This is a genomic window from Paenibacillus sp. TY11 (assembly GCF_059772165.1).
Genome location: NZ_JCBAIQ010000013.1, coordinates 39,633 through 66,565 on the forward strand (window position 1 = coordinate 39,633; position 26,933 = coordinate 66,565).

28 protein-coding genes and 2 pseudogenes are annotated in these 26,933 nt (G+C 40.3%); 25 read left to right on the forward strand and 5 right to left on the reverse strand.

Annotated elements, in window-relative coordinates; all coding sequences use genetic code 11:
• Positions 1-5 precede the first annotated feature (5 nt).
• The 5 genes from AC6EJC_RS16070 (at position 6) to AC6EJC_RS16090 (ending at position 3,661) form a co-directional block, all read left to right on the forward strand.
• Complete coding sequence (locus AC6EJC_RS16070) at positions 6-998, forward strand: YbfB/YjiJ family MFS transporter (RefSeq protein ID WP_444954837.1); 993 nt, start codon at positions 6-8, stop codon at positions 996-998.
• Complete coding sequence (locus AC6EJC_RS16075; protein WP_444954937.1) at positions 889-1,248, forward strand: YbfB/YjiJ family MFS transporter; 360 nt, start codon at positions 889-891, stop codon at positions 1,246-1,248. Before AC6EJC_RS16070 ends, AC6EJC_RS16075 begins: the two co-directional genes overlap by 110 nt.
• Before the next feature lie 65 nt (positions 1,249-1,313).
• A complete protein-coding gene (murI, locus tag AC6EJC_RS16080; RefSeq protein ID WP_444954938.1) occupies positions 1,314-2,102 on the forward strand; it encodes a glutamate racemase in 789 nt (262 codons plus the stop codon).
• A gap of 38 nt (positions 2,103-2,140) precedes the next feature.
• Positions 2,141-3,232, forward strand: coding sequence for an NAD(P)H-dependent flavin oxidoreductase (locus tag AC6EJC_RS16085; protein ID WP_444954838.1), 1,092 nt, complete (start codon positions 2,141-2,143; stop codon positions 3,230-3,232).
• 36 nt (positions 3,233-3,268) lie between these two features.
• Positions 3,269-3,661 (forward strand): tautomerase family protein, encoded by a 393-nt coding sequence (locus AC6EJC_RS16090; RefSeq protein ID WP_013371236.1) that lies wholly within the window; start codon positions 3,269-3,271, stop codon positions 3,659-3,661.
• A gap of 551 nt (positions 3,662-4,212) precedes the next feature.
• On the opposite strand, the gene AC6EJC_RS16095 is transcribed toward AC6EJC_RS16090, so the two are convergent.
• Both AC6EJC_RS16095 and AC6EJC_RS16100 read right to left on the reverse strand, forming a co-directional pair.
• Complete coding sequence (locus tag AC6EJC_RS16095) at positions 4,213-4,764, reverse strand: GNAT family acetyltransferase (protein WP_103048554.1); 552 nt, start codon at positions 4,762-4,764, stop codon at positions 4,213-4,215.
• Between the two features lie 235 nt (positions 4,765-4,999).
• Positions 5,000-5,266, reverse strand: a complete 267-nt coding sequence (locus tag AC6EJC_RS16100) for a hypothetical protein (RefSeq protein ID WP_444954839.1) — start codon at positions 5,264-5,266, stop codon at positions 5,000-5,002.
• A 534-nt stretch (positions 5,267-5,800) separates the two neighbouring features.
• Here AC6EJC_RS16100 and AC6EJC_RS16105 point away from each other — a divergent pair.
• The 5 genes and pseudogenes from AC6EJC_RS16105 to AC6EJC_RS16125 form a co-directional block, all read left to right on the forward strand.
• Positions 5,801-6,670 (forward strand): annotated as a pseudogene (locus AC6EJC_RS16105) (patatin-like phospholipase family protein); the annotation flags it as partial.
• A gap of 247 nt (positions 6,671-6,917) precedes the next feature.
• Positions 6,918-7,085 carry a hypothetical protein gene (locus AC6EJC_RS16110; RefSeq protein WP_444954840.1) on the forward strand — a complete coding sequence of 56 codons (168 nt, stop codon included), beginning with the start codon at positions 6,918-6,920 and terminating at the stop codon, positions 7,083-7,085.
• Positions 7,086-7,446: 361 nt separating this feature from the next.
• Positions 7,447-7,668 carry a hypothetical protein gene (locus AC6EJC_RS16115; protein ID WP_444954841.1) on the forward strand — a complete coding sequence of 74 codons (222 nt, stop codon included), beginning with the start codon at positions 7,447-7,449 and terminating at the stop codon, positions 7,666-7,668.
• Between the two features lie 476 nt (positions 7,669-8,144).
• Positions 8,145-8,744 carry a GIY-YIG nuclease family protein gene (locus AC6EJC_RS16120; RefSeq protein WP_444954842.1) on the forward strand — a complete coding sequence of 200 codons (600 nt, stop codon included), beginning with the start codon at positions 8,145-8,147 and terminating at the stop codon, positions 8,742-8,744.
• 338 nt (positions 8,745-9,082) lie between these two features.
• Positions 9,083-9,499 carry a copper amine oxidase N-terminal domain-containing protein gene (locus tag AC6EJC_RS16125; protein WP_444954843.1) on the forward strand — a complete coding sequence of 139 codons (417 nt, stop codon included), beginning with the start codon at positions 9,083-9,085 and terminating at the stop codon, positions 9,497-9,499.
• A 382-nt stretch (positions 9,500-9,881) separates the two neighbouring features.
• Here AC6EJC_RS16125 and AC6EJC_RS16130 read toward each other — a convergent pair whose 3' ends face one another.
• Positions 9,882-10,295: an Lrp/AsnC family transcriptional regulator gene (locus tag AC6EJC_RS16130; RefSeq protein WP_081112447.1), complete on the reverse strand. Its 414-nt coding sequence runs from the start codon at positions 10,293-10,295 to the stop codon at positions 9,882-9,884.
• Positions 10,296-10,434: 139 nt separating this feature from the next.
• Here AC6EJC_RS16130 and AC6EJC_RS16135 point away from each other — a divergent pair, with 139 nt between their 5' ends.
• The 5 genes from AC6EJC_RS16135 (at position 10,435) to AC6EJC_RS16155 (ending at position 15,056) form a co-directional block, all read left to right on the forward strand.
• Positions 10,435-11,199, forward strand: coding sequence for an MBL fold metallo-hydrolase (locus tag AC6EJC_RS16135; protein ID WP_444954844.1), 765 nt, complete (start codon positions 10,435-10,437; stop codon positions 11,197-11,199).
• 186 nt (positions 11,200-11,385) lie between these two features.
• Positions 11,386-12,570: an MFS transporter gene (locus tag AC6EJC_RS16140; protein WP_444954845.1), complete on the forward strand. Its 1,185-nt coding sequence runs from the start codon at positions 11,386-11,388 to the stop codon at positions 12,568-12,570.
• A 136-nt stretch (positions 12,571-12,706) separates the two neighbouring features.
• Positions 12,707-13,219, forward strand: a complete 513-nt coding sequence (locus AC6EJC_RS16145; RefSeq protein WP_103048882.1) for a GNAT family N-acetyltransferase — start codon at positions 12,707-12,709, stop codon at positions 13,217-13,219.
• 207 nt (positions 13,220-13,426) lie between these two features.
• Positions 13,427-13,882, forward strand: a complete 456-nt coding sequence (locus AC6EJC_RS16150) for a hypothetical protein (protein ID WP_444954846.1) — start codon at positions 13,427-13,429, stop codon at positions 13,880-13,882.
• Positions 13,883-14,294: 412 nt separating this feature from the next.
• Positions 14,295-15,056, forward strand: a complete 762-nt coding sequence (locus tag AC6EJC_RS16155; RefSeq protein ID WP_444954847.1) for a GNAT family N-acetyltransferase — start codon at positions 14,295-14,297, stop codon at positions 15,054-15,056.
• 143 nt (positions 15,057-15,199) lie between these two features.
• On the opposite strand, the pseudogene AC6EJC_RS16160 reads toward AC6EJC_RS16155, so the two are convergent.
• Positions 15,200-16,313 (reverse strand): annotated as a pseudogene (locus tag AC6EJC_RS16160) (IS110 family RNA-guided transposase).
• Between the two features lie 182 nt (positions 16,314-16,495).
• On the opposite strand from AC6EJC_RS16160, the gene AC6EJC_RS16165 reads away from it, so the two are divergent.
• From AC6EJC_RS16165 to AC6EJC_RS16175, 3 genes are all read left to right on the forward strand, one after another.
• Entirely contained in the window at positions 16,496-17,029 is a 534-nt protein-coding gene (locus AC6EJC_RS16165; RefSeq protein WP_254325589.1) for a DUF1572 family protein, read from the forward strand.
• Positions 17,030-17,231: 202 nt separating this feature from the next.
• Positions 17,232-18,320, forward strand: a complete 1,089-nt coding sequence (locus tag AC6EJC_RS16170; protein ID WP_444954848.1) for an NAD(P)H-dependent flavin oxidoreductase — start codon at positions 17,232-17,234, stop codon at positions 18,318-18,320.
• 191 nt (positions 18,321-18,511) lie between these two features.
• Positions 18,512-18,772, forward strand: coding sequence for a hypothetical protein (locus tag AC6EJC_RS16175; RefSeq protein ID WP_444954849.1), 261 nt, complete (start codon positions 18,512-18,514; stop codon positions 18,770-18,772).
• Between the two features lie 168 nt (positions 18,773-18,940).
• On the opposite strand, the gene AC6EJC_RS16180 is transcribed toward AC6EJC_RS16175, so the two are convergent.
• A complete protein-coding gene (locus AC6EJC_RS16180) occupies positions 18,941-20,218 on the reverse strand; it encodes an IS1380 family transposase (RefSeq protein WP_444954850.1) in 1,278 nt (425 codons plus the stop codon).
• A gap of 433 nt (positions 20,219-20,651) precedes the next feature.
• On the opposite strand from AC6EJC_RS16180, the gene AC6EJC_RS16185 reads away from it, so the two are divergent.
• The 7 genes from AC6EJC_RS16185 to AC6EJC_RS16215 all read left to right on the forward strand — a co-directional run bounded on the left by AC6EJC_RS16185 (position 20,652) and on the right by AC6EJC_RS16215 (position 26,624).
• Positions 20,652-22,721, forward strand: a complete 2,070-nt coding sequence (locus tag AC6EJC_RS16185; protein ID WP_049825158.1) for a serine hydrolase domain-containing protein — start codon at positions 20,652-20,654, stop codon at positions 22,719-22,721.
• Between the two features lie 470 nt (positions 22,722-23,191).
• Positions 23,192-23,419 carry a hypothetical protein gene (locus AC6EJC_RS16190; RefSeq protein ID WP_134912602.1) on the forward strand — a complete coding sequence of 76 codons (228 nt, stop codon included), beginning with the start codon at positions 23,192-23,194 and terminating at the stop codon, positions 23,417-23,419.
• Positions 23,420-23,846: 427 nt separating this feature from the next.
• Entirely contained in the window at positions 23,847-23,912 is a 66-nt protein-coding gene (locus AC6EJC_RS16195; RefSeq protein ID WP_407672911.1) for a hypothetical protein, read from the forward strand.
• A 19-nt stretch (positions 23,913-23,931) separates the two neighbouring features.
• Entirely contained in the window at positions 23,932-25,101 is a 1,170-nt protein-coding gene (locus AC6EJC_RS16200; protein WP_226000126.1) for a serine hydrolase domain-containing protein, read from the forward strand.
• Between the two features lie 159 nt (positions 25,102-25,260).
• Positions 25,261-25,605, forward strand: coding sequence for a PadR family transcriptional regulator (locus AC6EJC_RS16205; protein WP_025717778.1), 345 nt, complete (start codon positions 25,261-25,263; stop codon positions 25,603-25,605).
• Positions 25,598-26,152, forward strand: coding sequence for a DUF1700 domain-containing protein (locus AC6EJC_RS16210; RefSeq protein ID WP_444954851.1), 555 nt, complete (start codon positions 25,598-25,600; stop codon positions 26,150-26,152). Before AC6EJC_RS16205 ends, AC6EJC_RS16210 begins: the two co-directional genes overlap by 8 nt.
• Before the next feature lie 130 nt (positions 26,153-26,282).
• Complete coding sequence (locus AC6EJC_RS16215; protein ID WP_444954852.1) at positions 26,283-26,624, forward strand: IS110 family transposase; 342 nt, start codon at positions 26,283-26,285, stop codon at positions 26,622-26,624.
• Positions 26,625-26,933: the final 309 nt, after the last annotated feature.

Below are 26,933 nucleotides of genomic sequence, written 5' to 3' on the forward strand. Positions count from 1 at the left end.
GTCTCATGGAGAATTCAGGAGCTAAAAATGCGAAATTGTTTAATTCCACAAAGACCATGATCGGTGGATTAGTTATGCTCATCATTTCAATGGGAATCGGACGTTTTTCATATACTTCCATACTTCCATTAATGCAATCACAAGCTCATCTATCTGCTACGGAATCCGGATATTTGGCAGGGAGTAATAACTTGGGTTACCTTATCGCTGCCTTTGGTGCAGGTTTCATAACATGGGGGTCCCGAAGAGCCTATCATCTCCGGATGCAATTGGTACTCTGCATTATTTTAACAGGACTTATGGGAATCACTTCATCATTTTTATGGTGGATGATTTTGCGCTTTCTTGCTGGAATTAGCAGCGGCCTTATTTTCGTTCTATCATCAAGTTTAGTGTTGGATGCGCTGTTTTCAGATAAACGTGAAAAATGGGTAGGTATATTTTACGGCGGGGTTGGCGTAGGCATTGTTTTGGCTGGGTTACTTACGCCTGTTCTTAGCATTTTCACTTGGAGGGGAACTTGGATCGGTCTTTTGATCATTAGTATCATCCTTATCGTACCCGTTTGGTCATTTATCCATGATAAAGAGCCAAAACCTATAACTCAAAATGCTGAATCCCTGAGTTCATCAGCGGAAAATCCATCTATCTTCGGCTGGCTACTTGTTGCTTATGGACTCGAGGGGTTAGGTTATATAGTAAGCGCGACGTTTCTTGTGGCGATGGTTAAGCAAATGCCTCATATGTCAATTTTTGCTGACTTTAGCTGGATTATCGTTGGGATAGCGGCGGTACCATCAACAGTGATCTGGTTCTGGTGGGCGAGTAAAGTCGGTTACATCAAACCCATTAATTATTGCGCTTATCCTGCAAGCTGTTGGGGTCATACTGCCAGTATGGCTTCCCAATATATTCGGCGTGATGTTAGGGTCTGTCCTTTTTGGAGGTACGTTTATGGGTATTTCTATGCTTGCTCTCGCCGCGGCTCGTATGTCTAGACCATCCAGTGGTAATAGAGCAATTGCTTTGATGACAGGATTTTATGGTATAGGTCAAATACTCGGTCCAATCGGAGCCGGAATCGTGTTGGAAGTGGCGCATAGCTACAATCTATCATTACTTCTTGCCGCTTTGGTGCTTGTTGCTGCTGCTATTATATTGCTATCCGGTGCAGTCATTTCAAGTCAAAAAGCAGCGATAGGAAATTTGAACCATGCTCGTGTTCATCCTGATCAAGAGCTTAGTTAGATCCTGGGCAATTTGATTGGACAAATGGAATGGTTGAATTGATTTCTTTACTTGGAGGAATAGAAATGCAAATAGGTTTTTTTGATTCTGGTATCGGAGGTATTACTGTATTGCATGATACATTAAAAGTTTTACCTAATGAAGATTATATGTATTACGCAGATACATTAAATGTTCCATATGGGAACAAAACGAAAGATGATATTAAAAAGTATGTTTTAAATGCTATAGAATTTATTAGCCAGCAAAAAGTAAAAGCGATAGTAATTGCTTGTAATACTGCCACAAGCGCAGCAATCGAAGAAATAAGGGCAAAATCCAGTATTCCAATCATTGGTATGGAGCCTGCTGTAAAACCAGCTGTTAAAACAAAAAAAAATATAGATAAACGAATTTTGGTAACTGCAACTGCTTTGACTCTAAGGGAAGAAAGACTTCAAAATCTTATTACTAAATTAGATAACGAACATGTTGTTGATTTATTACCTCTTCCGAAATTAGTTCAGTTTGCAGAAAGTTTTGAGTTTAACGAGCAAATAGTGCTGCCTTATCTTCAAGAACAATTATCTATATATGATTTAAGTAAGTATGAAACTATTGTTTTAGGATGTACTCACTTTTCTTACTATAAAAATATATTTAGAAAACTATTTTCATCGGATGTTAATATAATTGATGGAAATAATGGAACTGCAAAAAATTTAAAAAAAGTATTGGAAGAAATGAATTCTTTAAATGAAGGCAACGGCAATATTTCTTTCTTTTGTTCAGGAGTCAAAGTCGAGGATAAGGCTAAATTAAAAGATTTTAATAACCTGTTCAAAAGATTGGACGCTATTAACGAATGTAATTGAAAAGTCTGAGATTTTACAATAAAAGGAGGTTTTTAAAGGTGTTTGAGACTGATTTGACGCGTGCTCTTAAAATTCGATACTCGATTTTTCAAGCGCCGATGGCTGGTGGCGTTTCGACACCCGAATTAGTAGCGGCAGTTTCAAATGCCGGTGGGCTAGGTAACCTGGGGGGCGGATACTTAACACCGGAGCAACTCCGTAGCGAGATCCAAAAGATCAAGCAACGAACGGACCAGCCTTTCGGAGTAAACTTGTTTGTGCCTGAGCAATCAGAAGAGTCGGAAGAAGCCATTTACCGGATGACAGATTATCTGAATAAATACCGCATCAAACTTGGCACTGCTCAAAATCCAGCGATTATGAAGTTTTCAGAATCATTTGAGGAGCAGGTACAGGTACTGTTGGAGGAGCGTGTCCCCGTATTTAGTTTCACTTTTGGCATACCATCTCAAGACGTGATCCAAACCATGAAACAGCATGGGATATTCGTTATTGGAACTGCAACAACTGTGGATGAAGCCAAGCAATTGGAAGCAGCTGGTGCAGATGCAATTGTGGCTCAGGGGAGCGAAGCAGGCGGGCATAGGGGGACCTTCATGAAAGACCCTTCCCATGCTTTGATAGGCACCATGGCTATTGTTCCGCAGATCGTTGACCATGTGTCGATCCCGGTCATCGCAGCAGGGGGAATCATGGATGGGCGGGGACTTGCAGCAAGCCTTGCATTAGGAGCCGCTGCAGTACAGATGGGCACTGCGTTTCTAGCCTGCCCCGAGAGCGGCGCCCACGAAACGTACAAACAGAAAATCCTCTCGACAAATGAGGACTCCACTGAAATTACACGTGCATACTCCGGAAAAGCTTCAAGAGGCATTCAAACAAAATTTATGATTGACATGCATCAGTACCCCGGAACAATTCCGGCTTACCCCATTCAAAACGCGATGACCCGGGACATTCGTCAGGCGGCTGCAAAAGCGAACAACCCCGAGTATATGTCACTTTGGGCGGGCCAGGGTCTTCGGTTAGCAGGCGACCAACCTGCCGCTTCAATTGTAAAACAAACCATTGATCAAGCCAGTGTTCTTGTCCGAAATTTTTCTTTTATTAGAATGGTTGATAATAAATAGGGAAAAAATAATTTTTATTAAAAGGGGGAAGTTAAAATGCCATTACTTCGTTTTGATCTTATTAAAGGACGAGATAAAGCAAGCCTGAAAAAACTTTTGGATGTTGCCCATCAAGTTGTTGTGGAAGCTTTTGACGTTCCTGAGCGAGATCGTTATCAAATCGTTCACGAACACCCGGCGGATCATATGATTATTGAGGATACTGGGCTAGGATTTAACCGTACCGATAGTCTAGTTATTCTCTCTATAATAAGCAAGGCCCGGCCAAAAGAGAAGAAACAAAAGCTCTATTCCTTACTGGCTGAAAGGTTAGAAGCTGAATGTGGCATCGCACCAACCGATTTAATGGTATCTATTGTTGAAAATAATGATGATGATTGGAGTTTTGGACTAGGGGAGGCACAATTTTTGACCGGTAAGTTAAGCTGATTCAACGCTAGTCGTTTCGATCTCAATCGGTAAATATAACCAATATTAATCGCCCTTAAATTGGCCTGATAGGCTAGTTGAAGGGCGATTTCCATGAGTCTTGGTATTGAGATGATAAAATAGGCTTATGGATGTTCAAAAATTACAATTACATACAAAGAGTAGCAAATTTGGGTTTCGATTCTTACTGATGCCGGATATCATCAGAATCTCTTCAGAACCTTCTACGGCTAGATGGAGAACGCGAAAAAGACGTTCATTCTGAGTAAGATAAGCATAGTTACCAAACAGCATCTCTTCCTCATTGACCGAGTATAGGCAAAACTATCTTGAATTTTGGAGACAAAAGGCTATAATCATAATTCTTCCGATAGTAGAGATGTGAATTATCTGGTCTCTAACCATCGGAGGTGTTTTTTGGCATATGGCAAATCCCTTTGTGCTCAATTTTCATTTATAACTGCAAAAAATCTATCGTGTTATTCAGTAGAGCTAACGGTGCACCGCCAATGGTTTAACGGGCAGGGCAAGCAAACAATATGTTTATCCAATCATTCTGATGTGTAACAACCCAATTCATAGTAAGTATTATTGTTGAAATCAAAGCTTTTAATCACGTCAAGACCAAGCTTTTTGGTATGGGCAGCGTATGATCTGTGATTGATGTGGTTTATAAAAGTTATCAATATCGGATATTTTTTACTCATTTGCATTCTGGAAAAATCAAAAACCTTTCGGAGTACTTCCGTACCCCTGTAATCCATATCAATGCAAATTGGCCCATACTGATAAGTGTTTTCTGTAGAAAGCGTAATTCCCTTATATTCTGTATCTTTCAAATCGTCAATCATATATTGAAAAAGAGGCCACTTAGCCCAATACTTCCACGAGGCAGCCATTGCATAAGCAACAATCTTCTTGCCATGACATGCAATTGTAATTCCATTTTCCTTTTCAATTAATTCCTTAAACTGTTCTTCTGTAAATAAGGTTGTAACGAAGCCATCGGGTTTGTCTTTTTCACTAATGGTTGTAATGTGATATTTTTTTTGTAATTTCACTATAGCAGATATATCATCAACAGTAGCATTTCTATAAATCATTGTTATCCTCCTATATGAAATGAGCTAAAAAACTTATACCTCAGCATACATCATAATTGAAACCATTTTAAATGACAATTATTGAATTGTTTATGGGAACAGCGCCTACACATTTGGTTTGCAGTTATTTCATTCATTCCAGTCGATTGCTATCCGCTTCCCGGAACCTTGAAATCAAGGCAGACGTAATTTTCACTAAAGTTATATGAGTGTTTTGGACATTATAAAATATATTTTATAGCCCCCGGATTTCTTCCTGTAACGGATCGATATCTTCTGTAATTGCAATATTCGTAATGTCCGCTTGTGTCAATTGAAACAGGAAAGGGAGGCATTTTTTCAGAACCGCTTTTTGTATCATGTTCAGTGCAGGCAGGTAGAGATTAAAGAAAATTTCAAAATTTTTTAGATGCAACGCCATATCCGACATCCCATGACCTTCATCCTTGTAAAGCGGGTGTTCTTCGCCATCTTCATCGCGTAGAGTGGGGCGAATCTCCATGGGGTTCATTCTGCCATTGAAGTCGCCCCCCGCATTGATCCAGTCCCTCAGTGGTAGACAAACAACCATTTACGATATAGTAGCAGAGCTTTAATGAGTTCCAAGTATCGGGATGATATGAAAGGTTATATGTGGGGAATGAGATAATATTCTTGTCATCGAGAAGTGGGGATGACAAGAGACAAATGATTTAGCCATCCATATAGGTTATACATATATGGATAGACAAATGAAAATGCATTATATGAATCGAATCGATGAAAAACTGTCTGATCTTCCGTGGTTTGTTACGGAGTTTATTGATAGCAGGAAACGAAAACTTTCTCCCACGACACTTCTTAACTATTCCTTAAAGTGCATAATTCAGTGTACAAAACACATAATTACAAATAAATATTTTATTTGTAATAGGAGGACGAGCAAGTGGAAGCAGATGCAGTCTTTGAAGGCGGGGGCGTCAAGGGAATTGCTTTTGTGGGAGCTATTGAGGTGATGGAGGCCAAAGGATATACCTGAAAAAAACTTGCGGGGACATCCGCTGGAGCGATTGTTGCAGCTTTATTGGCCTGCGGTTACAACAGTGCTGAAATTAGGAAGCTGATGAGCTCGCTGGACTATATGAAGCTGCTCGGGCGGACAGGAATGAACAGCCTGCCTTTTTTAAATAAGGTCCTTCCGATAATGTTGAACTCTGGCATTTACAGCAACCACATCTTAGAGCAAGTGATGACGGATTGGCTGAAGCGAAGGAACATTGTAACGTTTGGAGATCTTCCTGAAGGAAAGCTCTCGATTATCGCCTCGAACATAAGCAATGGGAAGATCGTAGTTTTCCCTAATGATTTGCCTCATTATGGGCTGAAGGCATCTGAATTTCCAATTGCTGCGGCTGTACGGACGAGCACAACACTGCCTTTCTTTTTTAAGCCTTATATATGGCATACGCCATTGCAGAAGAAACCGTATTACATGCTGGACGGAGGAATGCTCAGTAATTATCCGATCTGGCTATTTGATGTGGATGGGATTCCACGGTGGCCAACCTTTGGCTTCCGGCTGTCAGAAAAGCGTACGTATGCCCAATCCGTGGATATCAACGGCCCAGCTTCTTTACTCAAAGGAATTTTCAAAACTATGCTGCAGGCCCACGATCAAAGACATGTGGATGAGCATGCGGAAGAACGAACCGTCTTTATTCCCACCGGAAAAGTAACGACGACGAAGTTCGATTTGACGGAGGAGGATAAGCATACCTTACTGTCATCGGGCCATGCTGCAGCAGAGAAATTTCTGGAGACTTGGGATTTTGAAGCGTACAAGCATAAGTTCAGAGAAAATCATGTAGCCAAACCGATTCAGCCATATTTTAATGAACAGCAGGAGGAACCCGGGATTTACCACTGACTAAGATCTTGAAGGCGAGATATTTGATAATACTGACAGGTGACGTTAGAAGCTTTATTCTAGATATTTTCTAACAATAACTTGTATGGATGACCAATAGCATTCCAAAGCTGAAAGGAGCTTTTTTTCTCATGTCAAAAGGCCACGATAATGTTGCTGCGATCGATCACTAAGCCTTAATGAAAAATGGAATACAAATTTCCAAAATTCCCTTCGCAAGGGAGACAATCATGCGGAAGTCTCAGTGTTGAAGGAAAATCTGCGATTTTACCGCACCCGATCTGATGCGGATTGGATGGATGTACCTAAACTTTCAGGTAACACCTCGAATCTAGATGCACAGACAGAATTAAACCTGATAAAATTTCAGGAATTGGAGGGGTTGAGAGCGGATGGTATCTACGGACAAGCTTAAAGGAACCGGATGGTTGTAAAGATAGGACAATCCTCTAAAGGCTTTGTTTGTTTAGAACCATCCAAAGAAGCTTTATGCAACTACTTTTGCTTCAAAAAAAAACGTTATGCAACATTTTTTGTGGTTTTTGTCGGGTGACAAGAACATTATCTCATTAATTGCTGCGAAAATCGCGTTTTTTATTTTATGGGATATAGTTCTTGTAAAAAGCAAATGACAAGAACTTTATCTCATTCCCGATGGGTCTTTATGAGTCTAATCATTGGCTCTGTTCTAGGGGAAGTATTATTTTATATAGGAATTTAGCATACCAATCGTGATATAGTGTAGTTATTCAACCGATAAGGGAGATTAAGAATACATGGCAGCAGACATAATTCAATTCCCGCTTGGGGTGGAGAAGCCTCAACATAATGATCCCTTTGAAGAAGCAATTGCTTCTATGGAAAAAAGGCTTGGTGTTACAATCTCAGACTATTTGGGCTTTACTGGAGATCCGGATGAAACACAAAGAATTGTACAACGGAATATGAATTGTGAAACGTTGGTGATTCGTACCAAATTAATTTACCTGGACGAATAGTAACCGTCTATTCTATGCTAAACTACGAAAGTCATGTTTCAACAGAATTTTGTGGAAAAAGGGAATTGAATAGAGCTTGTTGAATTAACTCGGCGTTATTGGACAATCTTCTGGAGAGGGTTAAAAAGGCACAAATAAGGCCTACAGGTGTCCCCACAGACCACTTTTATTGGATTAGGTTGTACTTCCCATTACTAATTCAAGTGACACCCTATCATATATGTATGACGGTGAGTGCTATAACTGCGCTTTGCAGCAACTCAATGTCCTCATGATGTTGTGTATTTGTGTGGCCCTTTCCCGGGTGGCCATTAGCAGTATAATCAATCATTACAATTACTATACGCCAATAAAAGTTTTACATATAAGTATAAAACATCTTAGAGTTACACAAGTGTTAAGAGGTAATTAAAACTTGTAATGGGTAACTCTAAAAAAGTAGCCCAGTAGCACTAAATTACTTAGGAGGTAGCCCGATGGATAGTTGTGAGTCTAGTTCAGATTATAGTTATGTGGAGTATGATACAGAGTATAAGTCACTTCAAAAATATCATTCCGAAAATCCTTTTGTCCGTAATCTAATTACAGAACGTTTATACGAATTGCGAATATTGCTCAAACAGCATATAACACGGGAAAAACAGGATCATACGGTATATGCATTGAAACTAGAACATGATTGTTTTTATGTTGGAACCTCCACCCAAATAGATAAGAGGATTAAAAATCACTGTAAAGGGAAGGGGGCTGTTTGGACTCAACTTCATCGTCCGAAGGAATTAGTTCGTAAGCTGCCTCTCAGAGTTTGTGATCTCCCAACGGCCGAGCATGCGGAAAATTTGATGACCATAGAATTTATGCGCCTTTATGGATGGAATCGAGTTCGTGGCGGTTTTTTTGTCAAACTGATGAGAATAGCACTTTACACGCCCTTGAGGCACACGCTGAGCGGTTTAATATTGATTTTTTACCTTCAATTGAGCAGCAGCTACCGGTGTCCAAAAAGGCGAAATGGCGCCAAGTTAATGTTGAGTGCTCCATTGCTTCATATTGTGGAAATGTACTGGGTCGAATGACGTTGGAACAAATACAATCAGTTACAGTAAATGAGTTGTATACTGATTGGCTACAGCGATTGGAGAGACGGTATGGCGAACAGCACGTTAATTATGATGATGCTTGTCAGAAGTTCGAGACTCTCTTACAAAAACGTTTGAAAAATAAATGATTCTTCTTAAACAGAGGATTCTCGATTATTCCCTATATATAGGATGAGAAGGGCATCCCTTGACTACATGGAAAATACAATTTACTTAGTAGTTTTCCATCTTCAATTCATCCATTTTAATGAGCCATTCTTCTAGGTGGTAGAGAGATTTGTTTTTGAAGCTTCTTATGTGGAGGTATCGAATTGATGAAAAAGAGCTTATTTGTATGTAGCTTATTATTAAGCTTGGCAATGCTAACCGCAACTGGTGCAATTGCAGCTTCAAGTCAGAAAGAACTTTCTTTAAATATTAATGGTAGCATGGCTAATGGACAGAATCCCATTGTCATAGACAATGTAACATTAGTTCCAATACGAACAGTTTCCCTTATTCCAAATCTAAAAGTGGACTTGGACAATAAAACCAAGACGGTTACGGTAACCGAATCAGATACGAAAAACAAACTGAAACTAACTGTGGGTAGGAATAGTGTGTATGTCAACGATAAGAAGGTTTATGTCGGGGTAAACCCTATTGTTAAAGAAGGTGCTGTATATGTGCCTTTTCGTTTAATAGGGGAAGCATTAAATGCAAAAGTACTGTGGAATCCTGATACCATTTAGTTCCAAAATGAGTTTTACGCATGGTCTAATTGTTCATAAAAATCGTGAGCTTAGTTTTACTGCAAAAAGTTTTCAATCTGAGCTCCTGAGTTTTTTAATAGGTATATGAATTAGTACACTTTTTGTCTAAAACTTCGGTAGCTTCTTAAGCTATACTGGGATATAAAGTGAGTAATTATTATGTTATTATGTCCAATTGTTAAGCTAGTGGGAAACGATAACTCAATAAAACCAAGAAGGCAGGCGATCATTGTGATCGCCTGCCTTTGTTTAACTAACGGGTAGGATAGTTTAAAAACCTTCTTATATACTCTTTTTAAGGGTGGATCTTTTTCTGATGGGTTCGTTTCTCAGAAATACAAGTTTCTTTGTACGTTCTTGTTTACAAGGTTTTCTCGATTACAATGGATAATTTGTAGTTAGCGTAATTGTTTAACTCTAATAAAAATTGGTTTAACGCTTCATTACTTGGAAACCTACATTCAAGCAGATAGCATCCATCACCGCTTATTTTGTAATTATTTAGGATGTGATCCTCTTTAGAATGAATGAATGAAAGAAATGGTTGATGGTGTGTATCTTTAATATAGATATTTAGAAATGCATACGTAAAACATCCTAATTTTGCGTGATTAACTTTAATGCTGTATCCCTCTATAACTCCAGTATCCTCAAGTTTTTCTACCCGGGCTGCTGCTGCAGGTCCAGTTAGGTGCACTCTTTCCCCTAATTCTTTCATGGTAATTCGACTATTTTGACTCAGCTCTTCAATAATTCGTTTATCTGTTTGATCCAAATCAAACGCATCTCCTTTAAAAATAAAGTAAAAAGACCAATACACTTTATTTAATCTGTGTATTTGAAGGTTGCATCTAGTATAAACTTATCATTGTCAACAAACAATTAAAAAAACAGAAGGAGAATTATATATAAATATGCACATTCAACAAGTTCGAAATGCAACAATCATTGTTCACTATGCAGGTAAAAAGTTCCTAGTCGATCCAGTACTTGCGGACAAAGGTCTGTATGATCCATTCCCGGCGGGGATCAGAGAGGATTTGAGAAATCCTATAATTGATTTGCCAATGTCCGTTTACGACATCATTAAGGATGTCGATGCTGTTATTCTGACTCATTTGCATCTAGATCACTACGATGATATAGCAAAAGCAGTGCTTCCAAAAGGCACTAAAGTTTTTGTACAAAACGAAGAAGATGCTAAACAAGTTGAAAGTGACGGTTTTCAACAAGTAGAAGTACTTGCTGAAGATACGCTTTTTGAAGGTATTCAGTTAATTAAAACAAAAGGCGAGCACGGCAGAGGGAAAGATTTATTAAAAATGATGGGTCAGGTATGTGGTGTTGTCTTCAAACATGCCAACGAGAAGACGTTATACCTAGCCGGAGATACAGTATGGTATGAAGGTGTCGAAAAAGAAATCATTTCCCACACTCCTGAGATTATCGTGTTGAACGCTGGAAATAATAGTTGGCATGATTTGGGCTCACTTATAATGGGCAAAGAAGATGTTTACGAGGTGCATAAGGCGGCTCCTAACGCCAAAATTATCTCAGTCCATATGGAAGCAGTTAATCATTGGACATTATCTAGAAAAGAACTAAAAAGCTTTGGAGAAGAAAAGGGATTCACCTCTAATTTATTAGTTCCCGAAGACGGCGAATCGTACACTTTTTAATGTGCACTGCGAAAGGTTGGAATATGAGTCGCATTGGAGATTGTGTTGTTCAAATAATATGAGACCTTCATATGGGTCTCATTTTATTATGAATTTTTATAACAAATTATTTATTCCTTTAATGCAGAATATTAGCTCACTTGCATATCAAGTATTTACCAAAATCTACAGACAGGAGAATATGCTGTGAACCAAACGAATCCTAAACTGTGGACGAAAAACTTTATTATTCTTTCGTCTGTCAATTTCATTATGACATTAATTTTCTTTTTATTAAACGCGACAATCACTCTTTATGCAATTAATGAATTTGATGCATCAACCGGCCAAGCTGGTATCGTCGCAGGTATTTTTATTATCGGTTCATTATTAGGGCGTTTGTTTACAGGACGTCTTATACATTCTAAAAAAATCTTGATGACCAGCTTGTTTTTATTAATTTTAACAACATTACTTTATTTCGTTCATCTTAATGTTAACTTTCTCATATTAAATCGGCTTTTAAACGGTATCACAGTGGGTATTATATCTACAATTGTGAGTACGGTTGTTGTATTTAGCCTTCCTGCATCACGAAAAGGTGAAGGGATAAGTTATTTTGCAATTAGTACGGCCTTGGCCACAGGAATCGGTCCATTTATTGGTTTAGTTTTGAGCCAAAACTCAAACTTTGAAATGATTTTTTCTTTAAGTCTATTGCTTGGAATTTTTAGCTTAGTAATCGCATTTTTTCTGAAGTTTCCCGCAACGTACAAGACTGAGAAGAACAATAAAAAGGGAATAAAAATCTCTGACTTTGTTGAGCCAAAAGTAATGCCGATAGCAATTATTATTTTTTTCATGACTTTTTGTTTTTCCGGCATAGTTTCATATTTAAATATTTATGCTTTGGAGTTAGGGTTAATAGACACAGCAAGTTTCTTCTTTATGGTATATACTGTTTTTGTCTTAATATCACGACCTTTTACAGGACGAATAATAGACAAAAAAGGAGCTAACATTATCATATATCCGGCTCTTATTATATATGGAGTAGGGATGCTTCTTTTAAGCTCAGTTAACAGTAGCTTTACATTGTTATTGGTAGGAGCATTGGTTGCTCTGGGATTTGGTAATATTTCTTCCATAACTCAAGCCATAGCCATCAATTTAGCTGAACCTCACCGAGTTGGCTTAGCAACTGCGACGTTCTTTATATTCTATGATCTAGGGAACGGATTTGGCCCATCTATTATCGGTTTGATAATTCCAGCTACAGGATATAGTGGTTTGTATGTAATACTCGGATTAATTGTATTAGCTACACTTTTTCTATATTACATGTTGTATGGAAAGAAAGAAGGTAAAATTCAAAATCAAGTGGTAAACTAAAGAGCACTTAAAGAGAGGATCCTGAGAATTTGAACTGTGACCTGTAAGAGATAGATATCTATATAATTATTTTTTCATATCAAAGCGATTGGCATAAGTACGAAATCTTCTTAAAAAATAGAGCGAGGAGAAATTTATGACTGTAGTATTAAAAAGAGTTAATAACGAGAATATTGATGAGATAAAAAAAATCTATGATGATTCGTTTCCTAAAGAAGAGATGGTCCCATATAATAAATTGGTAGAGATAAGCAATGATACCGACCATTTGTTTTATGGAATATATGATGATTACACGCTGGTAGGAATGAATTACCTAATCGTAAAAAACGATATGCTTTACATATTGTATTTGGCAATTAGTAAAGCATATCAAAATAAAGGGTACGGGAAAGCAGTTGTTAATGAGATAATAAATAAATACTCTAACTATCGGATTTGCCTGAATATTGAAGAAGTTAACCCTAAATTTCTTAATAATAATCAAAGAATTAAAAGGAAAAGTTTTTATCAACTCTTAGGTTTTGAGTCTCAGGATTACTTGTTTTCAAATTATGAAGGCGTAACTTTCGAAACAATGTCAATAAATGGGGATGTATCCTATAAAGAAATTCATGCGTTATTCGATTATTTTAAAAAGCTAAGATAGACTGAGAATAACACGGACGGGTAGCAAGAAAAATTATCAAAAGAACGGTATCTAACTGTAAATATGTTGATGGCGTGTGCATATTGGGGTAAAAGCTAATATGCACACTTTACTATATTTTCTTGATGTCATGATGAAGAAAAAAGTCAGATCATTAAACTAACGGGAGCTAGTTGAAATCTGTTCATTGAGAGGAACGTTACATAAATGAAAAACAAAGTTATGAAGATTATTGCTACCACTGCATCTATTTTACTTATTATTGGCGTTTCAAGTGCCTTGAAAAATAATGTTGATTTAAAATCAAAAAAAGAAAATGGAATCTTTGAAAGCAGTCCTGATGCACTCGAAGATACACTAACTTGGGATTTAGCGGGTGATAAAGTGGACCCTGAAAAAGATTATTCTGTGACAGTTGGATATCCACATATTAAACTTAATGCAAAAAATACTGGAGCACACTCTTTTAGGGTCGAAGTAAAGCACAACAGCAAGAATACGGTTATTTTTAATGCAAGTGTTGCAGCAGACGCAACAGTAGAACTTGTAAATAATGATAGTATGCCACTTGTTCCTTCAGGCGCTTATACAGTGACTATTTACGGTGGGACAGGTCTACCAAAAGGACAAGTTCTTCTTACACAGTCAAAAGCGCCATATTGAAGAGGCAGAATTTGTTCCTATCAAAAGTCGAGTTGTCGAGGGACAAGAACATGTCCCATTGAATCGCTATTTTAGCGGCTTTTTTTATTTTATCGGTACAAGTTTTTGTCCCGAGCGAAGGACAAGAACTTGTACCGATTGCCGAAATGGACAAGAGCCTGTTCCGATTACTGATTAGATATACATTTAATAAGTTACTTTAGCTCATTAAGCTAACGGGCAGGTTAGCTTACTAAAAATTCATAATCATATCCTTATAGTTGTCAAGATAAAATAATTATATTATCATCAAATTAGTTATATATCTAATTATAACCGTAAAAATGAAAGTTGAGTTTGGAAATTAAAGATTTAATTCGTTTAATAGTGGTTTTAAAAAATTGCAGTATCCTGTGGAAAGGATTTGTTAGAAATGATGGAGTATTCAACTTCTGCAATTCTAAGAGAAAACAAAGGTAACATTCTTCCTACATTCGCTTACTCTGTATTAGATAATTATATTACTGGAGAAATCGTTGTTGATGAGTCCTCTGCATTAATAGGAACCTCTTCGGGTATATATGTAGTTGTTGGAGACGTGAAAAATGATAACTTCTTAGATCTGCTTATGAACAAATTTAAGAGTAGAAAGGTTACTAACCAAAGATTTACTTTGTTTTCTTTATCTGAAAATTGGGATAACAAAATCAAGGAACTGATTGGTGCTGAGTTGAAACAATTGCAAAGGTATTCTTTTAAATTTAATGAGAGCAATTTTTTGAAATTAAGCAAAACTAATTTACCGGATAAGTTTCAACTAAATAAGACAAATGAGGAAGCGCTTCATGAGAATAGAAGTTTTAACATAACATATATCATTAAGTATTGGGGAACGGTAGAAAATTTTATTCAGAAAGGATTCGGTTTCTCTGTAACTCAAAACAATGTGCATGCAGGAGAATGTGTTTCAATATTCACGTCATTAGGATTTGCAGAGATAGATATAATTACTAATGATCATTTTAGAGGTAGAGGTGTGGCTCAATGCACATCAGAAGCATTTATATTGGAGTGTTTAAATCGAACGTTAACCCCAAAATGGGATTGTGACATTCATAATCGTGCCTCTATCAATTTGGCTAGGAAAATGAGTTTTGGAAATCCAGAGAGATACTCGGTTTTCGTTAGGAAATAAGACTATATTAAACTATACCAGCTAATAGCTTGTCAACATTTCCAGCAAAACAATTTAGAAACCTTATGGTATAGTGAAAAATAAGCATGCCCAACAACCCTCCAATTCGAGTTGTATTGGAAGGTTATACCATTAACTTTTTGTTATGTCGGACGGAATGATTTCTTACTTTTTAAAATGGCATACAGCCAATGAACCAGCTTATTTGCACATGCCACTAGAGCAACTTTGTGAGGCTTTCCTTCGGCTCTTTTGCGGTCGTAAAAATCTTTAATCCGAGTGTTGCGAGAACGGATCAACCCACACTGCACGGCCATAACTAGGACATATCGAAGCTGCCGGGAACCGCGTTTGGTGATTCGATTTCGAGTTGCTGTGAACTTACCTGAAGCAAAAACACTGGGGTCAATGCCAGCAAACGCGACCAGTTTCTTTGGATGATCAAATCGGTCGACTTCTCCAATTTTCGATAAAATTGTTGCAGCAATTTTATGGCCAATACCGGGAATAGTCTGGATTAAATCATACTCTTCAATCTCTTTAGCCAGGGCATCTATGTTCTGTTCTAACTCAGCAAGATGCTCCTGGTACTGAAGAATACGGGCGATCAGGATCTTTAGATTAATCAAGTGGCTTGAGTACATCGTTTGCTGAAAGGGATTTTGTTTTGCTGCATCGAGCAATCGTTGGACTCGTTTGTTAATCCAATTTTCTGAACGACCTCGTTTTGAAGAAAGTAGAAGGCTGATCTTGGACACCTTTATATGCAGGGAAAACCTGATCCAAGACAGCTTGGAACTGCAGCTTTGTTTGCACACACATCTTTGAAAATGCCTCATATTACCGAGTCAGATAGCGCAGATTAAGCAGCTGCACACCCCTTTTTTTGTAAGGTTCGAATTCTTCCCTATAGTAAAGATCGCCCAAAAGATAAGCATCCGCGGCATCCGTTTTAACTTTCCGAAGATTGGATTTTCTAAGCCGATTTGAAATGAGCAGATGGATAACAATGAATAAATAGTGATGCTCCTCCAAGAACTGAACGACGGGGCTTTGGGAGTGCCCGGTTGCTTCGAGAATCAACGTAGGACGATATCCAGATACATGCTCGACGTCTCGAATAGCTTGAAGCAATTTCTCAAGTCCTTCACACGTATGTTCGAAATGAAAGGTCCCTCTGTATGGTTTTCCACGATCTAAAAAGGCCTGTCCGTGGCTTTCTTCTTTAGAAATGTCTAGCCCAATAACGGGGTTCATCTGATCTCTCCTTCATGTAAATTTACCGGGGATCTAAAGTCCCAACCAGCCTCAATCATGGTCATGACAAATAGGGGTGAACATTATAGCGCTCGGGATCAAGTCCCACGGGCAGGATAATTAAAGGAAATACCCAGAGTTTAACGAATAATAAAAATAAGTTTACAGAGGGGGAAATGGTCATGCCAGACCTAATAAAGCATGTACTCGAAGACATGAACAAGCAGCTCGATCGAATTATAAAGAGCATAAACCCGCTTGATGATGATTTGATTTGGAAGAAAATGAAGGATTCCATGAACAGCATCGGTAATCTTTGCTTGCATTTAGCAGGTAACGAATATCAGAACCTCATAAGTGCAATCGGAAACAAACCATTCATTCGGGAACGTACTCGAGAATTTAATTCTGAAGGTGGCATATCAAAAGATGAGTTGATTAGCGTTCTTATGAGGACACGATCCGAATCGGTAAGTATATTATCAGTTTTGTCTGATGAGGATTTAAAAAGAGAAGTTACAATCCGCTATGACCACGAGGATTGGAACAGAATGCTTCGGGTTAGCGCTTCAGAGGATGAAACCTATGAAGCGAGAGAAATTAGCCAGCTTCTTGTTCAGGTTGCGGCACACTACGGATATCATGCAGGGCAAATTGTGATACTCTCCAAAATACTGAAAGATGCGAATGAACACATTACAGGCCAGTATCATTGATGATTCATTCTACAGGAATTCTAACGGGAAACGATAGTTGAGGAGCTTCCTTTGCGGTAGTTCCTTATTCTTTTGTTAACTTAACGGGCAGGATAGTTTGGTGGCTGCCTTAAATAGATGGAGTAACAAACTTCTTTGAAATTCGCATTAATCGAAATCATGAAGATTCCATTATAGGTTCAACAATAGGAGGTTTTCAAAAATGCTTGAGACAGAATTAACACGTACCCTCAAAATTCAATACCCGATCTTCCTAGCGCCGATGGCAGGTGGACCTACGACTCCTGAATTGGTAGCAGCAATTTCAAACGCCGGGGGTCTAGGCAACTTAGGTGCCGGATACTTAACACCAGAACAACTCCGAAGCATGATACGAGAGATCAAACAACTAACGGATCAGCCGTTTGGAGTCAACTTGTTTGTACCTGAGCAACGAATAGAATCGGAAGAAACGATCGGACAAATGGCAGATCACCTCAATATTTATCGCGTCGAACTTGGCATTGTACAAAATCCAGCGATCCAGAAATATTCGGAGTCGTTTGAAGAGCAGGTGCAAGTATTACTGGATGAAGAAATCCCGGTGTTTAGTTTTACCTTTGGCATACCACCGCAAGATGTGATCCAAACGATGAAGCAGCGTGGAACAATTGTAATTGGTACAGCAACAACAATTGAAGAAGCCAAACAATTGGAAGCGGCTGGTGTAGACGCAATTGTAGCCCAGGGAAGTGAAGCTGGGGGACATCGCGGCACATTCTTGAAGAGCGTTTCCGACACTCAGATAGGCACCATGGCTCTTGTTCCGCAGATCGTGGATCATGTAACAATTCCAGTCATCGCATCGGGAGGCATCATGGATGGAAGGGGGCTTATAGCAAGCCTCGCATTAGGAGCCGCCGCCGTACAAATGGGAACTGCCTTTCTGGCGTGTCCCGAAAGCGGTGCTCATACAACGTACAAACAGAAGATTCTTTCAGAAAATGAGGATTGCACCGAAATTACTCGCGTGTACTCTGGCAAAGCCGCACGAGGTATTCGAACAGAATTTATGAATGACATGCATCGGTATCCCGGAAAAATTCCTGCCTACCCAATTCAAAACGCAATGACGAGGGACATTCGCCAGGCAGCTGCAAAAGCGAATAACCCTGAGTACATGTCACTCTGGGCGGGCCAAGGTCTTCGGTTAGCCACTGATCGCTCTGCCGCTGCAACTGTCAAACAGACGATCGATCAAGCAAATGTGCTTGTCAAACTAATCTTTAATCTTCGAAGAGTCGGAGACTAATACAATTAACTGGACATTACGCTAACGGGAAACGTTAGTGGAATAACCAGGGAGCAGATTGCCGTTGCAGCTGTTCCCTAGTTTTCATTGAAGTAACGGGCAGGATAGTTGAATATTAATTCCAGTGAACCGTATCATATGTAAATGAGATTTTTAAATATTGCGAAAAAAATGTATTGCGAGGTTTTTATATGGAGAAAATACATAATATTTTTAGTATCCTTATTGGTGAATTTAGAAATGATACACTTAATCAAAATTTGACATTTGTGGTTGTGATTGCTGCGGGTTTATTAACAATCAGTGCTCTTGTTACAATTTTTATTTCATTGAACAAGCAGCATATAATTCAAAAATGCAAAGAACTTACATGGGATATAGAAGATATTATTAACGGAAATGGAAAAGATTACAATAAGTATGAGTTAAAAAGTAAATTCACTTTATCCTGAATTTCGAAAGCCCGTAACAGTAATGAATCGAGAGACTCAGCGTTCGAAAAACCTGTAAGAATCAGGGATAATTTACAGGGGGAATATTCAAAAATTGATTTCCAGCATACAACTTCCCCCACCCAGAAGACCGGGCATCTGAATTTCCATGTTAGATTTTAGAAGTCTTCATTCTAGCTGGGCAATGCGGAATTCCATCCGTTTCCAGCTGTGGCGGTTTGTGAATATCTTCGCCAGTTTGAGGACGGTGGTTCGACTGTGACTCACCAGCGTTGCTGCACAGTGGAAGAATTCCAGACGAAACCTTGCATTGGTATAGCCCCTATGAACCGGTTCGCAGAGGTTATAGGCCAGCAATTTGACGAGCAGGTCGATTTCATTCGCTTCAAAAGAGCCGGTGGCGATTTTGTCGATGGAAAATCCGCGTTTGGCTTCCTTGATGTAGTTCTCCATACAACAGCGTTGGTTATAAAAGCGCCACAAATCGATGGATTCCCAATCCAGGTTCGTGACGATGGCCTCGTACTCCCAGTCGGTATCCAGCAGGAGACAAGCTTGGTCATCATCAACGACTTTTGCCTTGCGGATCACGGCGACCCGCCGAGGCTTTTTCCAAGACGTGGCTTGGTACCCAAGAGCGATGCCTTCAATGATCCAGTCTTCGTCCACGTAACGTTTCCAGTACCGGCAAGCGGCCACTTCTGTTGCCAAACGCTTTGTCCATTTCATTTTGCCCACGTATCCAATCTTCCGCCCCTCCCACATGGAATAGAAGTCTTCGCCGCCAAAACCTTTGTCAAACCGGGAATAGAGAACCTGATGCTGACCGAAGAGGTTAAAGGTCTCTTCCAGAAAAGGGACAGCCTCGGTGGAGGAGTGAACATTTCCTGAGCGGAGCACGGCATTCAGGCAAAGGCGGGACTGTCCCTCAAAAGCGAGCAAGGAGTGGTAGCTTTTTCGCCCCGGTTTATGGGCATTCACGCCTTTTGCTGCTTTGGCCTGATGGCCATAGACCGTCTCCACCGTCGAATCCAAATCAAGAATGAGCTTGGAAGGCAGACAAGGCCGGATCACTTCGAGGTTCACTTGCCGGAGTTCCATTCGAACATGGGGATTGGTTTTCCCCAGCCGATCCAGTTCTTTGTAGAGAAGGGAGTGGTGTGGACAGCGTCCTCCAAGAAACCGCTGAAGGAGAGAGTCCTTTTGCCATCGGCGAAAGTGAAAAAGACGCTCACAGCCGAGAACCCAGCCGACAATGAGATATAGCAGAATGCGATGCACGGAAAACAAGGCATTGTGTGCTTTGCCTCCGGCTAAGATTTGCAGCACCTGGCTCAGTTTAATTTTTTCGAGATAATCGAGGAAGATCTTGCTTCCTCCGATGCTTGTGGACTGATCCAGTGAAAATTCGGTCTTGATTTTATGGATGGGTGTGGTAGACTTCACCTAAAAGGTGCTCCTCTCTTTGGGTGATTTTGTTCTCGCAAACACCATTCTACCAAAGATTTGAGCCCTTTTTTTTGTTTTTTAATAGAAGGTTACTTTCGAAATTTAGGTTAATGTTTCCTATATTGTATGCGGAAGCCCCTTAGGAGTAAAAAAACGCTATGCCGGCCACATCCAAAGGCTTAGCGTATATTTTCGTTAAAATGTTGGCGGGACCCCAGGAAGCGCTTGAGTAGGGCCGTGTTTATCCGCAGTACAAGCATTGAAAATAATAGTGCAAAGGATCAGGTCGCTGCTGCGGTCTGATCCTTTTTTGCTTGACCTTAGTCTAGGTAATGAACTAGACGGAAGACTGTGTGGGGAAATAATCCATCATGTTATACTGAGAGGGCACTTCCAGCCTATACCAATTTCATTGAAGGAGAATTTTCTAATGCGTAAAAAAAGAGTTACAAAAGTGCTCGCTGTAACGCTAAGCACGTCTCTAGCTGTGACTTACTTGATTGCTTTGGTCGGAGGGCATAGTGTTAGTGCGGAACAGCCCCCTCTTAAGGGGCAAACAATCACAGCGATTCAACCTGCAGCTGTTCCTGCTGCTCCAAGCGGTCCGGTTGACCCCAAAGAAGTGGAGGCCTTCGCGGACAATTACTTTGGGGAAAGCTTGAAGAAGTTCAATGTCCCGGGTGCCATGTTCGTCGTCGTTCAGGACGGACAAGTAGTTTTATCCAAAGGATACGGGTATGCAAACAAAGAAAGCAAAACCCCAGTTGATTCCAATACCGTTTTTCGCATCGGTTCCATTTCTAAGACGTTTACGGCTGCGGCTGTGCTGCAGCTTGCTGACCAAGGGAAGATCAAGCTGGATCAGGACATCCAATCCTATCTCGGAGGTATCACAATACCCAATTCGACAGGTAAACCGCTAACTATGGAAAATATGCTGACCCACATGACTGGGTTCGATTTCCCATATGAAAAAGATGATGACGCCTCGCCCGATCTTCTTAATCAAGAGACTTCTCTTCGAGATTTCTTAATTGATCGAATGCCAACCATCGTCCGGACGCCGGGGGAAGCCTACCAGTATGACGATTATGCTTTTGCTTTGGCGGGATATGCCGTGGAACAAGTTACCGGGCTCCCTTTTCATGAATACATGGATAAAAACATCTTTCAGCCGCTCGGCATGAATTCTTCCCATGATCTTGTAACCCCAGAGCTTAAAGCCCGAATGGCTACAGCTTACGATCCGCAAGGCACGCCATATCCGGAGTATGGCATTTATCCTACGGACATGCCTCAGGGCGGAATGTTGTCCACCGGAAGCGATATGGCTAAATTCATGGTCATGCTTCTGCAAAAAGGAAAGGCCGGAGATCGGCAAATGTTAAGCGAACAAAGTGTTCAGCGAATGAGCAAGTTTTCCGTTTTCGCTCATCCGGCCATACCTATTACAAGCTATGGATTTGAAAGCATTTTCAATGAACTGTCGAATGGTCAGTATGTCGTCGGCAAAGGCGGGAACATCCCCGGATATGCCTCATGGATATGGCTACTGCCTGAGCGCAAAACGGGATTGTTCGTCATTTATAATAATGATTCCGAATTGCGCTCGGATTTGTATGCTGCCTTTATGAACCATTATTATCCGAAGAGCACCGAGACGCCTGAATCGGTATCACCTCTGACAGAACAGCAAGCCGCGCGTTACGTCGGATTATACAGAGACCTGCATACCCCGGCATTTGTGACTAGAATTACGTACAATAACGGACAACTTGTAGCGGAAGACAAATACAAATTGAGGAATGGCAAGACTACTTTGAAAAAGATAGATCCCTTGTTGTTTATGGATGACCACGGGAAGAAAATAGCATTTCTTGAACAAAAGGATGGCGGTATTGCTTATATGTACAGACCTACCAAATCACCGTTAGCCTATTCGCCCAAAATGCAGGAAAAAGCGCTGTTTTCCGATGTCTCGAAAGAAAGCCCCTACCAACCGTCTATTGAAAAGCTCCATTCGCTGGATATCATCAATGGAAGAGATGGGCGCAGCTTTGACCCCAAGGCACCCATGACCCGGGCGGAATTCATCACAATGCTGCTGCATGCTGTCGGCTATCCGCCCTCCAAATCGAAATCCGGTTACACGGATATCGAACACCATTTTGCGGTCAAAGAGATACAGGCGGCGGTCGAGCATCATTGGTTGGGGGAGGAGCCCGGAGGCCGATTTGAACCGGATCGCACGATAACTCGGGAAGAAATGGCCGTCATCTTAACGCGCATTCCTCTTCCATGGCCGCTTGGCGATGAGGTGCGATTGGCAGGGCAAACCGATGAATCGGCTATCAAGGCCGTAAGCAAGCTTGTTGCTGCCGGAGTTACGGATCCAGTCACAATAACCAATTCTGACGGTTCAGTCGATTTCCGCTCCAAAGCACCTTTGCTTCGCCAAGAAGCCTCCTTTTTCATTGACAAGGCTCTATTTGTTCCTTAATCTCTTATCGGCCGTTACAGCCGCATTCGCACCGTGACAGAAACTCCAATCATGACTAACTTGTTGTTTGCTTCCAGTTTCATCTTTCACTACCATCCTTTCTTCATTTGACGGATTGTAATATGAAGTGGACACCTGCTGGAAATCAATAAAAAAATGGCCCATGACCTGATTCGTGTAGAATGAAAGTTCCAACACCAGCATTCACACAAGGAGAATCAGTCCATGAGTTATTCACATCTTAGCCTAATCGAACGCAGCAAGCTAGAAATCCTGCATCAGCTGTCAGAAGAAAATAAAGTTGTAGACTAGAAAAAGACTGACGGTTCTTCCTTAAGCTAACGGGCAGAATAGTTGAATAAAATGTGGAAATATACTAATAGATTTCGTAATGACCTGATCGATGTGACGGCTACCGCAGAGCAAAGTATAAGGACAGCTACCGCGCAGGGCACGAAAGCAGTATTTTTTTGTATGAAGCAGCCACCAAAGTATTAAAGGCAGCGCAGATCGGCGGCAGGCTCCCGAACATCGCCGCCCTGCAAGCGGAATACAAAAGGCTTCAAGAGGAAAAGCTGTATACCGACTATGGGAAACTGAAAAAGCAGGTAAAGGAATACGACGTTATCAAGCGGAACATTGATGGGATTTTGCGACAGCCAAGAGAAGCCGAACGGCAAAAGGAAACTGAACGATAAGCACAAAAAAAGAACGGGGCGCGGCGGTCATTCATAGACCAACCGCACCCCGTTTTTACTATGGGTGTGTCACGCAGCAGAACGATGATTTTGAGGGAAAAGGTATAAAACCCTTGCTCCTCTCAAAACGCGTCCGGAAACCAGCACTATACAAGGGCCTATGCGCCCCTATTGCGTAACATCCCGCTGTTTCTGCTTGCGCTCGGCGGTTGTTGATACTGAATTTCTTTCAAAATATCTCTCGTTGAATAAAAAAATTCTGATATACTGTTGATAATTGAGGTACTGTGTTGTACGATGTATATGCAGGAGGTAGGTGTGAAAGGCGGAACAGATATGACGAATATATGAAAAACAAACCAGTTAACAGAGTATTTTAAGGAAAAGAATTAATTTCCGGGATGCGAAAAAAAGAGGAATTTACCGCTTGTTAGGACAGAATGGCGTTGGTAAAACAACAATTATGAAGATGATTACAAACTTACAATATTAATAGAGAAGAGGAATTTCTTATGAAAATACGTAGTCAAATTACATTTGCAAGTCTGGCCCTTTTAATAACTGGAAGTTCCCTGCTATACACATTGCCAACCTCAATTGTAAAAGCAGAGCCCACTCAAAATGTATCTAGTTCGTTACAAACAACCACTCAACGAGATCATAATTCCGTCAAGCAAGCAATGCGGGATACATTGCAACTTGGATTCCCGGGGATACTTGCTAAAACTTCTGAGGGTGGAAAAACGTGGGGTTATGCCGCTGGGATAGCGAATCTGAGCACCAAGAAACCAATGGAAACAGATTTTCGATTTCGCATTGGCAGCGTGACGAAGACGTTCACCGCAACGGTTGTACTTCAATTAGCTGGAGAGAACCGCTTAAATCTAGACGACTCCATCGAAAAATGGTTGCCTGGTGTCATTCAAGGAAACGGATATAATGCTAAACAGATTACCATCCGGCAGATATTGAACCATACAAGTGGTATCGCTGAATACTCAAGGTCAAAAGACGCTGATTTTATGGATACAAAAAAATCGTATACGGCTGATGAAATAGTGAAGATGGGGATTTCTCTGCCCCCAGACTTTGTCCCAGGAAAGAGCTGGTCTTATTCAAACACGGGATACGTATTACTGGGTATTCTTATTGAAAAAGTAACCGGAAACAGCTACGCGGAAGAGATTGAAAAACGGATTATTGAACCGCTTGAATTGTCGGATACATTCCTACCTGGCAATTCAAGCGTTATTCCAGGCACCAAGCATGCTCGGGGATATTCCCAACCAGACGAAGCAAGTGAGATAAAAGACGTTACTTATTATAATCCAAGTGCAGGTAGCTCGGCTGGAGATATGATTTCTACTGCTGACGACTTAAATAAGTTCTTCTCTTCCTTGCTCGGTGGCAAATTACTGAAGGAACCGCAACTAAAACAAATGCTTACTACAGTTCCTGTAGGAAGATCAGGAATCGATGGATATGGTCTTGGAATCTCTGAATTTAAGCTTCCAAACGGTGTCTCGGTATGGGGGCACATAGGTGGCATTCTAGGGTTTTCTACTTTTGCAGGAGGTACACTTGGAGGCAAGCATACGTTGGTCGTCAGTTTGAACAGTTTGGGTAGAGATAACAGTCCTAATCCTTTTAAAAATATTTTACTTGCTGAATTTAGCAAATAGGAAAAAAGGAAAATACGGATAAATTTTGTCATAGTTTTTATAGTTAAAAATATACCTTTCTAGTTCAAAAGCCTCTGCGTTCGGCGGTTGTTGGTACTGAATTTACTATTGATAAATATAGTACTGTGTTGTACGATATATATGCAGGAGGTACAATACATGAATGTAGAAGATTGGAAATCACAAATTAAGCGAGGAACACTCGATTTCTGTATTCTATTGCTAATAAAGCAACGACCATATTATGGGTATGAAATCATAAGTAAGTTAGAGCGGTATCCTATTGTTGCTGCAAAAGAAAATACAATTTATCCACTGCTTAGAAGATTATTGAAAGAAGAATATATTTCTTCATCTTGGCAAGAAAGTACAGAGGGCTTGCCACCGAGAAAATATTATACCCTTACAGAAAAAGGAAACGAATACTTAAAAGCGATGTCCTTAGAATGGGATAATTTATTAACAGCTATATCAGAAATTAAAGGAGAGTTAGATTATGGATAAAATTATGAATGACTATCTTGTAAAAATTGAAAAGTATTTGAAATCTATGTCCGATTCCGAGCGTATTGACATTGTAAAAGAAATCAAAAGCGTAATGCTTGAATTGCAAAATAATGGTGTATCTTCTGAGCAAATCATCGAACGGTTAGGAAACCCAAAAGAATTAGCGACAGCATACTTAGGTGAAGCTATTTCAAAGAACAGTAAATTTAGTTGGCGTAAATTCGGCGCAATATTTGCATTTTGTAGCAGCTTTGCAGGCGTCAGCGGTATGTTACTTTTGCCGTTCATCAGTACTCTTTCCATTGCTTTAATGATTGGTGGAGTTATTACGCTGATAGGCGGAATTGTTAAATTTTTCGGGTATCTTATGGGATATGATATTGCCGGAATAACAATCGAAATGGGAGCATTTACACCAAGCCCAATGCAGTTCTTGCCAATTTCTATTGTGATTGGTGTGTTAATGTTTTGGCTCGGGAAAGTCTTATGGAAGCTTACTATTAAATATATACACGCAATTAGTCAGAAAAAGAAAACAGTGTAATAATATAAAGAACGGGGCGCGGCGGTCATTCATAGACCAACCGTACCCCGTTTTTACTATGGGTGTGTCACGCAGTAAAGCCCTTACCCCTCTCAAAACGAGAGCGGAAACCTGCGCTATACAGGGGCTTATGCACCCCTATCGCTTAACAATGCCCGTTGTTGTCCTTGAGGCAACCGGACATTACCATCGAAATCTGGTAGGGTATCTTAAACGCAGTGGATGGATTCATTACATCGTCAACCCCCTGCAAGCGAAACGATCGAAAGGCACACAGCTTCGTAAGGTGAAAACAGATGCAGCAGATGCTTGGCATTTGGCTGAGATGAATTACCGAGGGGACGTTAAAGCACACCGTAGCCATCGGAGTTCACGACTGGAGATGAGCCGGGTTACCGGGTCGTGCGGCTATCACAATTGGGCAAAAGAGCATTTCAAAATGGAGATTAGCTTTGTGTTTATGTATATTTAGTGGTCAAACTGTACTCTGTACATTGTACAGTTGATAAGACGACTCCTTGAACAGAAAAGTTGCGAATCGACGAGCAAAAGTTCTCTTTGGTCGCTCAAACATTTGGCTGTATTGTATACTGGATTCCGTATAGCGCATAACACGAAGTTGCCAGTTCTAAGAATTGTGGATCTTCTTCTGTTTCTGAAAGGAATTAGGCTTCGTTGAATTATCGGGGAACGATAGCACAAAGAAGAACACAGGCTGCCATAATATCGGCAGCCTGTTGAGCTATACCAGCTAATAGCTTGTCAAGATTACCAGTAAAGT